The organism is Mesorhizobium sp. WSM4884, from assembly GCF_029625675.1.
GTDB lineage: Bacteria > Pseudomonadota > Alphaproteobacteria > Rhizobiales > Rhizobiaceae > Mesorhizobium.
This window is the reverse complement of the sequence record NZ_JARTVO010000015.1, coordinates 40370-53221: the sequence shown is the minus strand read 5'-3', so window position 1 is coordinate 53221 and position 12852 is coordinate 40370. Positions and strand designations below refer to the sequence as shown.

Here is a 12852-nt window from a genome sequence, read left to right as displayed (position 1 = left end):
ACTCCCTTCACCCGTATGGGCAAATTGCTTCCCATGATCGCAATCCCGACTATCCAGCCCGAGTTTGAAATCCGGCACGGAGGCGCTTGCCATGTCTTTTCGTTTTGCAGTCGCCGCAGCCTGCCTGTTTGTGACCGTCGCGCCCGCTTCCGCTGATCTCCTCTGGGGCGTCAACGGACATCCTATAGTTGCCTATCCGGGTGTCCCGTTTGAACGGCAACTCGACTTCCTCAAGGATCTGGGCCTGAAATCGTACCGCGTGAACGTCACCGGCGAGGACAACGCGGATAAGCTTGCCGCCCTTGTCGACGCCGGAAAGGCGAGAGGGATCGAGATCCTGCCCGTCATCACGCCGGCGGGCGTGAATATGGATAAGGACAGCCCGCAAGATCTCTATGAAAAGAGCCGGAAGCTGGCGATCGCTCTTGGCACCAGGTTCAAGGACGACATCCGGGTTTGGGAACTCGGCAACGAGTTGGAGAACTATGCCATCATCCAGCCCTGCGAAAAGCGCGACGACGGCACCCAGTATCCCTGCGCATGGGGACCCGCGGGAGGAACGGGCGCGCTCGACTACTACGGCCCGCGCTGGGTGAAGGTGAGCGCCGTCCTCAAAGGCCTGTCCGAAGGCATGACGGAAGCCGATCCCGGCATCAGAAAGGCGATCGGCACGGCGGGATGGGGCCATACGGGCGCGTTCGCGCGTATGAAGCAGGATGGGATCTCCTGGGACATCTCGGTCTGGCATATGTATGGCGACGATCCGGAATGGGCCTTCCGCGAAATCTCGGGCTACGGCAAGCCGATCTGGGTCACCGAATTCAATAACCCTTACGGAAGCCAGCGCGGCGAGCGGCAGCAGGCCGACGGCATCAAGCAGACGATGACGCGGCTTCGCGAACTCAGCGCCAAATACAAGGTCGAAGCAGCTCACATTTATGAATTGTTCGACGAGACCTATTGGGCGCCAAGCTTCGAAGCCAAGATGGGATTGGTGAGACTCACCCCCGCGTCCGACGGCAAATGGAGGGCCGGCGAGCCGAAGCCCGCCTACAAGACGGTGCGCGACTTGATCCGCGGTCCGCAGCCGTCGCCCAAGCCGCTTCGGGAATGCGACCCCCAGACCACGGCTGCGGACAAGCCGATCTATGTCAGGCAGGCGAGCTTCGCTTACTGCCTCGTTCTTGGCCGCCAGGGCGACGCCGACAGCGTGGGACGGTGGTCGGCAGCGCTCGAAGACGGGAACAGCAAACTTGCCGACATGATCGTGGAAATGATGCGCACGGACGATTTCGAAGCCAAATATGTGACGATCGGCCTGACGGACAGTGCCTACGTCAATTTCCTGTTTCAGTTGCTTCTCGGACGTGGCGCGGACGGCTACGGACTGGAGACCTATGTCACTCAGCTGCGTGCGGGATCCATGACACGGGAGATGGTGGCCTTCGGCATCATCAATTCGGCCGAGTTCAACTCCAGATACGCGGCGACCCGCGAGGTCTCCGCGGTGCCGGCTCCGGGCTAGACAGGAAGGTCGGCCGGAAGGAGGGCACCATGGCAATGCGCCTCGCCTCCGCCGCACTCATGGCCATCATCCTTTTTGCGGCCATGGCCACCGCAAGTCCGGCATGCGAAAGCAATGGCGCGACGCAGTTCCCGCTGAGGATCGAACCTGGCAAGAACTATCCGGTCGACCGGAATGGCCGTCCATTCTTCATGCAAGGCGAGGCGGCGTGGTCTCTCATCGCCGAGCTCAAGGAGGACGAAGCTGAGCTCTATCTCGAGGATCGCAAGGCGCGCGGGTTCAACACCATACTGGTGAACCTTATCGAACACCGGTTCTCCCGCAACGCTCCCGCGAACGCCTATGGCGAGAGGCCGTTCGCGGACAACGGAAATTTCGTTCTTCCGAACGAAGCATACTTTGCCCGCGCCGACCGCATCCTGCAGAAGGCATGCGACCTCGGTTTCCTGGTCCTCCTCGTCCCGTCATATCTCGGAATCGGCGGTGGCGATGAGGGCTGGTATCAGGAAATGGCGGCGGCGGGGGCCGGAAGTCTCGCCACCTACGGGCATTTCGTCGGAAATCGCTACCGGCGTTTCGACAACATCATGTGGGTCAACGGCGGTGACTATGATCCTGCCGACAAGGAGCTGGTCAGGGCCATCGCTCGGGCCATCATGGAAGAGGACCCGGTCGCCCTCAGCACCGTCCACGGCGCTCCGGAAACTGCACCTTTGAAATTCTGGGGTCGCGAGCCCTGGCTGAAGGTCAACGATATCTACACATACAAGCCCACCTATGCGGCAGCGAGCAGGGAGTACGCCGCCGGCAGGGGCATGCCCTTCTTCCTGATCGAGAGCGCCTATGAGTTCGAATATGGTGCCGATCAATACCGCGTTCGCATCCAGGCATATCAGGCGATCCTCTCCGGTGCCTTCGGGCACGTCTATGGCAATAACCCGGTTTGGCATTTCGGCGGTCCGGGCATCCTGCCGGCGGAAACGACCTGGCAAAAAGCCCTCGACAGCCCGGGGGCGCGGAGCATGCAGATTCTGCATGAATATTTCTCGTCCATCAAATGGTGGGATCTGGAGCCTGACACGGGGAACGATTTGTTGATCGCGGGGCAGGGCAACTACCACGCCCGAACAATAGCCGCTCGGACAAGGGATGGCTCGCTCGCGGTCCTCTATATCCCCACCGGCAGGGGTGTCACCCTCGACCTTGCGAGGCTCGCCGGGCCGCAGGTCTCGGCTCGCTGGATCGATCCTTCCACCGGAAGGAGCGATCCAGCCGCTGGATCCCCGTTTTCCGCGGGCGCCCGGTATTTCGCTCCGCCAAAAGGCAATCATGCCGATTGGATATTGGAACTCCGTTCGCTGCCGGTGCAAAGCCAATGATCGCCAGAAACGACGTCGACAGCTTTGAGAGCCTCGCGACCGTCGACGCAACGATGGCGGCATCCCATCGTGCAAGCGGAGACGGCACTGGCCTGCGCCGGGCACCTCGAAGGATCGCTCTGTTCGGACTCTTCGGCTGCGGCAACCTTGGCAATGAAGGTTCGCTCGAGGCGATGGTCGGGTTTCTGAGAAGAGAGCGCCCAGGGGCGGAACTTTTCTGCATCTGCCAGGAACCCGAGCTCGTCAGGGAAGCGTTCGGTCTCGAGACCCTGCCGATCCGCGGGAGTGGCCCGACAAGCGGCCTGTCACGAAGAATTAACCGGCTGTTCCTGAAAATTCCGGGGAAGCTCGCCGATTTCGCGCGAGCGTACAGCCATGTCCGCAAGGCCGATGTCATGATTATCCCGGGTACCGGAATTCTGGACGATTTCGGCGAGAGGCCTGCGGGCATGCCTTACGACATACTGAAATGGTGCCTGGCCGCCCGGCTCGCCGGCACTCATATTGCTTTTGTCAGCATCGGGGCAGGGCCAATCAGGAACAGGTTGAGCCGCCTCTTGATGATCTCGGCGGCCCGGCTGGCCCACTATCGGTCCTATCGCGATCTTCAGTCCAAGGAGTTTATGGAGAGCGTCGGCTTCGACGCCCGCAACGATCCGATCTATCCGGACCTCGCCTTTGGCCTGCCCGCGCCGACTCTAGTTCCACAGATCGCTCCAAACACGCTGAGGGTAGGAGTGGGCGTCATGGCCTACCGTGGCTGGTACGGTTTTGCCGATGGCGGTCAATCGATCTTTTCCCGCTACATCGGTAAGCTGGCGATCTTCGTCGTCCACCTCCTGGATTGTGGGCATGAAGTCAGGCTTCTTACAGGCGATGACGACGACGGCGTAGCCGTGGATGCGCTGCTGGCGGCCGTGAGGAGCCTCAGGCCTGATTCAAAGCTGGCGTATCGACCGGTCCATTCGCTGGGCGACGTGATGGGGCAGATGGCGCTCACCGATCTTGTCGTCGCCACGCGCTTCCACAACATCGTCTGCGCACTCAAGATGCGCAGGCCAATCATCTCGCTTGGTTACGCCAGGAAGAACGACGTGCTGATGGATCGGATGGGCCTGGGCGAGTACTGCCAGAACATTGAGACATTCGACGTCGACGGACTCATCGCGCAGTTTTCGCGGTTGGCGGCAGCTCGGGAAGCATACGAAATGACGATAGCCGATCGGCTCGCCGAACTCGGGGGCCAGATCGAGAGGCAGGGCGTTCGGCTTCTCTCCAGCGTGGTCGGATGAGGCATGCCGCGGGTGTTTGACGAGAGACGCAAAAATGCCCGACTTCGCGTTTGACTGCTTAGCTTTCTTCCGGAGCCTCGCTCTTTGGATCGGCAATGCGGGTTCAACCGGTGGATCGCCATTGCGCTCTTGTCGCGAAAGTTTATCGAGAGCAATTCTTCAGAAGTATCTCGAATCGATCAAATACTATGCGCAGCATGACTAATCACCGAATGTTATCGGCTGGAATTTTTGGCGTATTGGCGTCTGTTGCCATAGTTTTCGGGGTTTTGCTGTACGAAAAGCTGCAAGAATCGACCGGAGAGGCGAGCAGAGCCAAATTTTGGCACTCGCTGACCTGGCGATTGGACCTGTACGGCCGCAAGGCATTCGGCGAGGTTCCGGACCTGTCCTGGCCGGAGCTCTTCCGAATGACAAACCCGTCAAGCGGGTTTGTCCTGACCTCGACGGTCACGGAAGCGCGATCGCTGGATGCCTCGGTCATCAACCCCTATGTCGGTGCGGAAGATCGTGCTGCCGGCGCCGAGATATTTCGCCGGAACTGCGCGGCCTGCCACGATGGATCGGGGGCGCACGCGCCGCTTCTCGACCGGCCGCTCAGGCACGGCGACAGCGACCTGACCATTTACAAAATCGTGCGCGACGGCATTCCCGCCACTGCCATGGCGTCCCATGCCGATCTGTCGTTCGACGACCGTTGGAGGGTTGTCGGCTATATCAGATCGCTCCAGAATTCGGCCAAGAGCGACGACAGCGTGCCGCATCTCGATGTCCGCGTGACGGCCGACGACCTGCGGGCACCGAACTCGGCCCAATGGTTGACCTATTCGGGTTCCCTCGACGGTCATCGCTACTCGCCGCTCGCCGAGATCACGAAGGAAAACGTGTCCCGTCTTCATGTCCGCTGGATTGGCCAGTTCGACACCGATGACCGAGTGATAGAGGCAACGCCGCTCGTCGTCGGCGGAACGCTCTTTACCAGCGTGCCTCCAGCCAACGTCGTTGCCTTCGACACAAAAACGGGCAACGTCCTCTGGAAATACCAAAGGTCCTTACCCGATAACCTGCCGATATGCTGCGGCCGGGTAAACAGAGGCCTTGCCGTTCTTGGCAACACTCTCTTCCTGGGCACCTTGGACGGCGTCCTGGTCGCCATCGATGCCAACACGGGAAAGGAGGCTTGGGAAACCCAGGTTGCCGCACCCTCCGAAGGCTTCTCGATGACCGGGGCGCCGCTGGTCGTGAACAATGCCGTCGTGGTCGGGGTCGCCGGCGGCGAATTCGGCGTTCGCGGATTTCTGGCGGCCTACGACCCCGCGAGCGGCAAGCGACTGTGGAAATTCAATACGATCCCGGGTCCCGGCGAACCGGGGCACGAAACCTGGAAGAATGATGCCTGGCGAACCGGCGGTGGGCCAACATGGGTGACGGGCAGCTACGACTCCTCGCTCGATCTCCTTTACTGGGGCGTGGGCAACCCGGCGCCCGACTATAATGGCGATGCGCGCCCCGGCGACAATTTGTTCACCAACAGCGTGATCGCGCTGCACGCGAGTTCTGGGAAGCTCGCATGGCATTTCCAGTTCACGCCGCATGACGATCACGATTGGGATTCAAACCAGACGCCGATCCTTGCCGAACTCACAATTGGCGGTATCAAACGCAAGGTGATTTGCTGGGCAAACAGGAATGGATTTTACTATGTGCTCGACAGGGTTACGGGCGAATTCCTGACCGGCGTGAACTTTGTCGAGCAGAATTGGGCCGCTGGCCTGGATCACGCGGGCCGGCCGATCTTCGTCGATGGTGCTTCCACCGAGGGACGCCTCATAAAACCGGGGGGTGGTGGAACGAATTGGCAAAATCCGGCCTTCGACCAAGGTCGGGGGCTGGTCTTCGTGCCGACGACTGAGGGGGCATCGATTTTTACGAAGACCGATGCGGACAAGGTCGAGCGGGGGCAGGGAGGACTGTTTGTCGGAAGCGGGGCAACATGGGCCGCCCCGCCCGTGCGGGGCGTGCGCGCGCTCGATGCCGCGACTGGGGAGAAGAAGTGGGAATTCCGTTCTCCTTCGGCGAAGGACTATGGTCACAGCGGCCTGCTCGCGACCGCCGGCGGATTGGTATTCGGCGCCTCCGGAGGGGTATTGTTCGCGCTCGACTCAGCCACCGGTCAGGAGCTTTGGCGTGTGCCGCTTGGCGGAGAAACGAGGGCAGCTCCCATCTCGTTTGTTGACGATGGCCGGCAGGTCATCGCGATCGCAGCCGGACGGGCGCTGTTTGTCTTCGGATTGTAGGCGCAAATCGAAGAGAAACCGCCGTCCAGGTGAATTCCGTCTCTCCAGCGGACATCCTCCGAAAGGTTTACGCGCGCGCCGCCCGAAAGACCTAGCCGGTGGCAACGCTTCGTCCAACGGGGCATCCCGATCTCCCATTGGCGTTCTCCCCCGCTTCTTCGCGCCCAAGTAGCCTTTTCGCGACTGTGGGCGCTCGAGAAAAGGTGTGCGATGAAAGTTATGGTAACCGGCCATCAAGGCTATATCGGCTCGGTGATGGTGCCGATGCTGCTGCGCGCTGGGCATTCGGTCTGCGGCTACGACAGCGATCTCTACCGCCGCTGCACCTTTGCCTCGGGAGGCGAGCAGGTTGCCGTTCCGTCCATCCTGAAGGACGTCAGGGACGTGAATGCGCGCGACCTCGAGGGGTTCGATGCCGTCATTCATCTGGCCGCTCTTTCCAACGACCCGCTGTCCGATCTCGATCCGAATATTACCTACGAGATCAATCACAAAGGTACGGTCCGCTTTGCCAAGGCTGCCAAGCAGGCAGGCGTGTCCCGCTTCCTGCTCGCCTCTTCGTGCAGCAACTACGGACAGGCAGGCGACGGGATCGTCGACGAGACGGCGGAGCTGAACCCGGTTACCGCCTATGGCTGGTCCAAGGTGCTTTCGGAGCGCGATATCTCGGAGCTGGCCGACAGCAACTTCTCCCCGATCTACTTCCGGCCCGCCACCGCCTACGGCCTGTCGCCGCGCCTGCGCTTTGACATCGTGCTGAACAATCTCGTCGCCTGGGCCGTCACGAAAGGGGTGATCCTGCTCAAGTCCGATGGAACGCCCTGGCGGCCGATCGTCCATATCGAGGATATTTCGAGGGCCTTCATCGCAGGACTGGAAGCCCCGCGCGAGAGCATCCACAACGAGGCCTTCAACGTAGGACGCACGGAGCACAATTACAGGATCCGCGACATTGCCGAGATCGTCGCCGGCGTCGTGCCGGGATGCCGGCTCGAATTCGCGTCCGATGCCGGCCCGGACAAGCGGTCTTATCGCGTCAGCTTCGACAAGATCGCGCGCGTTCTTCCCGCCTTCAGGCCGCAATGGGATGCGCGCAAGGGCGCCGAGCAGTTGTACCAAGCCTACCGCAAGTCGAACGTCACGCTCGAGGAATTCGAGGGGCCGCGCTTCCAGCGCATAGGCCACATCAAATATCTTCGGGCCAACGGATTTTTGGATGAGCGGATGCGAGTGGTTGAACCCTCGCGCAAGCTGGAGGCAGCGGCGGGCTGACCGCAATGGAACGCATAAACCCCGAGGAACTTGGCCCGCGGCTGTCTTCCGGCCTCGGCCGGCAAGTCTATGCGCTAGCCGAACGCCTCTTTCCGATTTGCAGGAGCATCACCGGTGACGGCGTGCGGCGGACGCTGGATATCCTGTCGGAGCACGTCGACCTTGCACGGCACGAGGTGCCCACCGGCACCCAGCTGTTCGACTGGACCGTTCCGAAGGAATGGAACATCCGCTCGGCAAGCATCATCGGCCCTGACGGACAGAAGGTCGTGGATTTTGCGGACTCCAACCTGCATGTCGTCAACTACTCCATACCCTTCAAGGGGACCCTGACGCTCGACGAGTTGAGACCGCACATCCACACATTGCCTGAGCAGCCGCAACTGATCCCCTACCGCACCGCCTACTACACTCCGGCATGGGGGTTCTGCATGGCCCATGATCGTCTGGCCAAAATGCCCGACGGTCTCTATCGGGTGGAGATCGATGCCGAGCTCAAGGACGGCAGCCTCACCTACGGCGAATATCTGCACCGCGGCGGGACCGAGCGGGAATTCCTGCTGTCGGCACACATATGCCATCCGTCACTCGCCAACGACAATTGCTCGGGCCTAGCCCTGCTGGCGACCCTTGCGCGAAGCCTCAAGGCAAGAAAGACACGATACAGCTACCGCTTCCTCTTCGCTCCCGGCACGATCGGTGCGCTCGCATGGCTGTCCCGCAACGAGGAGCAGGTAGGCCTGATCGACCACGGCCTGGTGATGTCCTGCGTGGGCGACGCCGCGGCGCCGGCCTACAAGCGCAGCCGTCGCGGCGATGCCTTCATCGACCGCGCGATGGCGCATGTGCTTAGTGGTCGGGCTGGGGCGAAGCTGATCGACTTTTCCCCTTACGGCTATGACGAGAGGCAGTATTGTTCGCCGGGTTTCAATCTTCCCGTCGGCATGTTCCAGCGCAGCGTCCACGGCACCTTCCCCGAATATCACACCTCGGCCGACAATCTCGACTTCATCGCGCCGCAGCATCTGGAGGATTCCTTCCGCATCCTCATGGACGTGATCGACATCGTCGAAGGGGACTGGACGCCCTTGAACCTCTTCCCCAAGGGCGAGCCGCAACTCGGCAGGCGCGGCCTCTACAGCGCCCTGGGAGGGCAGAAGTCATCCGGCATGAGCTCGATGGCCCTGCTTTGGGTGCTCAATCTCGCCGATGGGCAGCATTCGCTTCTCGCAATGGCGGAGCGCTCGGGTCTGCCGTTCAGGGAATTGGCTGCCGCAGCGAGATTGCTTTCGGATCACGGTCTCCTGGCCCAAGCGGGCAAATGGTGAACCGCTCTAGGAAACCAGGTTCTTCAGCAGCGGCCAGCTCAAGTCCCTTTCCGACATGGCGGTCGGCATCAAAGGCCAGTTTATCGAGAAGGCAGGGTCGTTGTAGCGCAGGCCCGTCGATGCATGCGGCGTGTAGAACTGCGAGATCAGATAGGACACCTCGGCATCGTTCGTGAGCGTCTGGAGCCCATGGGCGAATCCGGCAGGGATGTAGACCTGTCTCATGTTCTCGGGGGTGAGCTCGAAGGCCAGCCAATTGTGACGTGTCGGCGAGTTCAGGCGCAAGTCCACCACGACGTCGAAGATCGCGCCGCGGACGCAGGAGACGAGCTTCACTTCCGAATATGGCTCCTGCTGATAATGCAAACCGCGCAGCGTGCCTCGTTTGACCGAATGCGACCGGCTGTGCTGGACAAAGCGCGTTGCCAGCCCGCAATCGGCCATCTCCTTTTCGCAGAACAGGCGCGTGAAGGACCCGCGGTCGTCGACTATGGGCGTCGGCTCGATCAGCCAGACACCGTTCAGCTTCGTCTCGGTAAATCGCATGTCGACCTTGGCCTCGAGGTGGCAAGACAGCCGGTCGGATTGTCGATAGCGCATGCCTGGGCTGGAAGAGCTACCAAAGCCTTATCAGAGCCTCCGATCGCGGTACGCCCGGCCGATCGCACTACCCCTTCGGTGGGCTGGGCGGGGTGATGCCCCCCGCGGTTTCTCCATAAGGCTTAAGGCACCCAACGGATAGGCAAATCGAACCCGCGGGCACTCGAATCTAAGTTGCTTTCATCCACCTGGGGAGACGCGGCAGGCATAGGTTCATCGTCAGGCCACCGCGTTTCCTTCCTCAATTCAATCGGGCAGGAGCAGGAATGAACATTCAGGCGATCGAAGTCGTCCGCGATCACGACATGGGGCGCCGGCCAGTCGGCTGCCGGCTCTGCGGATCGCGTCTGCGCCACACGCTGGTGGACCTTGGCATGTCCCCGCCCTGCGAGAGTTTCCTGCGGGCCGACCAACTCGACCATATGGAGCTCTATTATCCGCTCAATGTCCTGGTTTGCGACACCTGCTACTTGGTGCAGCTCAAGGAGTATATCAGCGCCGAGACCATCTTCAGCGAATACGCCTATTTCTCCTCCTTCTCGACGAGCTGGGTAGCCCACGCCAAAGCCTATTGTGAGTCTGTCACGAAGCGACTTGGCCTTGGCGCCGACAGCTTCGTGGTGGAACTCGCGAGCAACGACGGTTACCTGCTGCAGCACTTCCTGCCGCTCGGTGTTCCAGTGCTTGGCGTCGAGCCAGCGGCCAACGTCGCCCAGGCCGCGGTCGACAAGGGCGTGCCCACGCGCGTGGACTTCTTCGGAGTGCGGCTGGCGCTTCAGATGGTGAGCGAAGGACTTCGCGCCGATCTCATCGTCGGCAACAACGTCCTGGCGCAGGTGCCGGACCTCAACGACTTCGTCGCCGGGATGAAGATCCTGCTCAAGCCGGAAGGCGTGGTCACCCTCGAATTCCCGCATATCGAACGGCTGATGGCCGAAAATCAGTTCGACACCATCTACCACGAGCATTTTTCATATTTCTCGTTGCTGACCATCGAGCTGATGGCGAGCCGTCACGGCCTGCGCGTGATCGACGTCGAGGAACTGCCGACGCATGGCGGCTCGCTGCGTGTCTATCTCGCCAACGAGGACAGCAGCTGGAGTGTCAACGACCGCGTCGCCAAACTTCTCGATCGCGAAAAGCGGCACGGGCTCACGGAAATGGCGACCTACGCCTCCTTCGGTGAAAAGGCCCAGCGCGCGAAGCGCGATCTCCTGGCGTTTCTGATCTCGGCCAAAAGCGAAGGGAAGAGGATTTGCGGCTATGGCGCGCCCGGCAAGGGCAACACGCTGCTCAACTATTGCGCCATCGGCACCGACTTCCTCGACTTTACCGTCGACCGAAATCCCTACAAGCACGGCCGCTTCACGCCGGGAATGCACATCCCGATCAAGCCGATCGAGGCGATCGACCACGCCAAGCCGGACTACATCCTGATCCTGCCGTGGAACTTGAAGGACGAGATCATCAAGCAGATGCATCACGTCGCCGCCTGGGGCGCGAAATTCGTGGTGCCGATTCCTTTCGTGGCAGTGATCGATCCATCGGAGTTACCGAGATGAAAGTCGTCCTTTTCTGCGGCGGTCGCGGTACGCGCATCCGCGACTATTCCGACAGCATACCGAAGCCGATGATACCGCTCGGCCATCAGCCGATCCTGCGCCACGTCATGCAATGGTACAGCGACTACGGGCATGACGAGTTCGTCTTGTGCCTGGGCTACAAGGCCAACGTCATCAAGGATTTCTTCCTGAACACCCGGCCACAGACCTTCTCCGATTGCATCGTCACGCATGGCGGCCAGGACGTGAAGCTGCTTGGCGACGCGGTCAAGGACTGGAGCATCACCCTGCTCGACACGGGCATCTGGCGCAACATCGGGGAGCGCCTGTGGGCGGCGCAAGACCACGTCAAGAACGAGAAGATGTTCCTGGCCAACTATTCCGACGGTCTGACCAATGTCGATCTCGACGACATGATCGCGAAGTTCGAGGCCAGCGGCAAGATCGGCTGCTTTCTCGCAGTGCGGGCGCCGCTGACCTATCATCTGGCCGATATCGCCGAGGACGGCCGGGTGCGCGAGTTCCGCACGACCGAGACCTCGGAGATCTGGATCAACGGCGGGTACTTCGTGTTCCGGCCGGAAATCTTCGACTACATGCGAGACGGCGAGGAGCTCGTTATCGAACCTTTCAGGCGGCTGATCGACGACAACATGCTGATGGCGTACAAGCATGAAGGCTTCTGGCGCTCGATGGATACACTGCGCGATTGGCAGTCGCTGGAAGACATGGTCGAGAAGGGCGACATGCCCTGGAACCGGAAGACCGCCGCCGAGAAAATCAGACGCAGCATGGTGATGGCTGCATCATGAAGGGGCTTGGCCTCGCGCGTCGAGGGGAGGAAGTCTCGATCCTCTGTCTCGGCGCCCATTCCGACGACATCGAGATCGGCGCGGGAGGCACGATCCTCAGCCTTATCGCGTCAGGGGTCAAACTGAACGTCCATTGGTGCGTGTTGAGCGCCGGCGGGCAGCGATCGGCCGAAGCTAGGGCATCGGCGAAATCCTTCCTCGAAGGATCGAACGCGTCCACGGTCGACGTCGCCGATTTCGAAGACAGCTACTTTCCAGCCCATAGCCGATCGATAAAGCATTGGCTGATCGATCTGAGGTCACGGATCAACCCCGACGTGGTGTTTACGCACGCCAGGTTCGACGCCCATCAGGATCATCGAGAGGTCAATCAATTGACCTGGAACGTTTTCCGCGATCATCTGGTGCTCGAATACGAGATCCCGAAGTGGGACGGCGACCTCGGCCAGCCCAATGCTTATGTGCCGCTTGCGGCCAAGGTTCTCGAGCGCAAGATCGAGCTTCTCCACGAGCACTTCGGGACGCAGCGCTCCAAGGATTGGTTCGACCGCGAGACCTTCGTCGGACTTGCCCGATTGCGCGGCATGGAATGCCGGGCGCCCGAGCATTTCGCCGAGGCTTTCACGCTCCGAAAAGCCAATATTTTCTAGTGAGACGACACCAAAAAACCAACAGTGGATGACGAGCGAAAGGGCCTTTGAACGTATCTGACGATCTGCTAACAAACTTACCCGTCGTCCGGCAGGACGACGTTCGCAACAAAAAAACAGAACACAGAAGAAGCG

Annotated in this window: 10 protein-coding genes; 9 read left to right on the top strand and 1 reads right to left on the bottom strand. The window is 60.8% G+C overall.

The window, feature by feature from the left end; genetic code table 11:
* Positions 1 to 91 precede the first annotated feature (91 nt).
* The 6 genes from P9236_RS21980 (at position 92) to P9236_RS21955 (ending at position 9093) form a co-directional block, all read left to right on the top strand.
* A complete protein-coding gene (locus P9236_RS21980; protein ID WP_278076657.1) occupies positions 92 to 1525 on the top strand; it encodes a DUF4214 domain-containing protein in 1434 nt (477 codons plus the stop codon).
* Between the two features lie 29 nt (positions 1526 to 1554).
* Positions 1555 to 2904, top strand: a complete 1350-nt coding sequence (locus P9236_RS21975; protein ID WP_278076656.1) for a DUF4038 domain-containing protein — start codon at positions 1555 to 1557, stop codon at positions 2902 to 2904.
* The gene (locus P9236_RS21970) at positions 2901 to 4196 is read left to right on the top strand and encodes a polysaccharide pyruvyl transferase family protein (protein ID WP_278076655.1); all 1296 of its coding nucleotides are present in this window, start codon (positions 2901 to 2903) and stop codon (positions 4194 to 4196) included. Before P9236_RS21975 ends, P9236_RS21970 begins: the two co-directional genes overlap by 4 nt.
* A gap of 188 nt (positions 4197 to 4384) precedes the next feature.
* On the top strand, positions 4385 to 6493 hold the full coding sequence (locus P9236_RS21965) for a PQQ-binding-like beta-propeller repeat protein (RefSeq protein ID WP_278076654.1): 2109 nt from the start codon (positions 4385 to 4387) through the stop codon (positions 6491 to 6493).
* A gap of 210 nt (positions 6494 to 6703) precedes the next feature.
* Positions 6704 to 7765: an SDR family oxidoreductase gene (locus P9236_RS21960; protein WP_278076653.1), complete on the top strand. Its 1062-nt coding sequence runs from the start codon at positions 6704 to 6706 to the stop codon at positions 7763 to 7765.
* Positions 7766 to 7770: 5 nt separating this feature from the next.
* Positions 7771 to 9093 (top strand): DUF4910 domain-containing protein, encoded by a 1323-nt coding sequence (locus P9236_RS21955; protein ID WP_278076652.1) that lies wholly within the window; start codon positions 7771 to 7773, stop codon positions 9091 to 9093.
* 6 nt (positions 9094 to 9099) lie between these two features.
* On the opposite strand, the gene rfbC is transcribed toward P9236_RS21955, so the two are convergent.
* Positions 9100 to 9639, bottom strand: coding sequence for a dTDP-4-dehydrorhamnose 3,5-epimerase (gene rfbC, locus P9236_RS21950; protein WP_278076728.1), 540 nt, complete (start codon positions 9637 to 9639; stop codon positions 9100 to 9102).
* A gap of 320 nt (positions 9640 to 9959) precedes the next feature.
* Here rfbC and P9236_RS21945 point away from each other — a divergent pair, with 320 nt between their 5' ends.
* The 3 genes from P9236_RS21945 to P9236_RS21935 are packed head-to-tail and all read left to right on the top strand — an operon-like array spanning position 9960 to position 12717.
* On the top strand, positions 9960 to 11255 hold the full coding sequence (locus tag P9236_RS21945) for a class I SAM-dependent methyltransferase (protein WP_278076651.1): 1296 nt from the start codon (positions 9960 to 9962) through the stop codon (positions 11253 to 11255).
* Positions 11252 to 12067 (top strand): sugar phosphate nucleotidyltransferase, encoded by an 816-nt coding sequence (locus P9236_RS21940; protein WP_278076650.1) that lies wholly within the window; start codon positions 11252 to 11254, stop codon positions 12065 to 12067. Before P9236_RS21945 ends, P9236_RS21940 begins: the two co-directional genes overlap by 4 nt.
* Positions 12064 to 12717, top strand: coding sequence for a PIG-L deacetylase family protein (locus tag P9236_RS21935; protein WP_278076649.1), 654 nt, complete (start codon positions 12064 to 12066; stop codon positions 12715 to 12717). Before P9236_RS21940 ends, P9236_RS21935 begins: the two co-directional genes overlap by 4 nt.
* Positions 12718 to 12852: the final 135 nt, after the last annotated feature.

Excerpts from the sequence above, each read along its gene's own strand:
- P9236_RS21970 (WP_278076655.1), top strand. The coding sequence starts at position 2,901 with ATGATCGCCAGAAACGACGTCGACAGCTTTGAGAGCCTCGCGACCGTC.
- P9236_RS21965 (WP_278076654.1), top strand. The coding sequence starts at position 4,385 with ATGCGCAGCATGACTAATCACCGAATGTTATCGGCTGGAATTTTTGGC.
- P9236_RS21940 (WP_278076650.1), top strand. The coding sequence starts at position 11,252 with ATGAAAGTCGTCCTTTTCTGCGGCGGTCGCGGTACGCGCATCCGCGAC.
- rfbC (WP_278076728.1), bottom strand. The coding sequence starts at position 9,639 with ATGCGATTTACCGAGACGAAGCTGAACGGTGTCTGGCTGATCGAGCCG.
- P9236_RS21945 (WP_278076651.1), top strand. The coding sequence starts at position 9,960 with ATGAACATTCAGGCGATCGAAGTCGTCCGCGATCACGACATGGGGCGC.
- P9236_RS21935 (WP_278076649.1), top strand. The coding sequence starts at position 12,064 with ATGAAGGGGCTTGGCCTCGCGCGTCGAGGGGAGGAAGTCTCGATCCTC.
- P9236_RS21980 (WP_278076657.1), top strand. The coding sequence starts at position 92 with ATGTCTTTTCGTTTTGCAGTCGCCGCAGCCTGCCTGTTTGTGACCGTC.
- P9236_RS21960 (WP_278076653.1), top strand. The coding sequence starts at position 6,704 with ATGAAAGTTATGGTAACCGGCCATCAAGGCTATATCGGCTCGGTGATG.
- P9236_RS21975 (WP_278076656.1), top strand. The coding sequence starts at position 1,555 with ATGGCAATGCGCCTCGCCTCCGCCGCACTCATGGCCATCATCCTTTTT.
- P9236_RS21955 (WP_278076652.1), top strand. The coding sequence starts at position 7,771 with ATGGAACGCATAAACCCCGAGGAACTTGGCCCGCGGCTGTCTTCCGGC.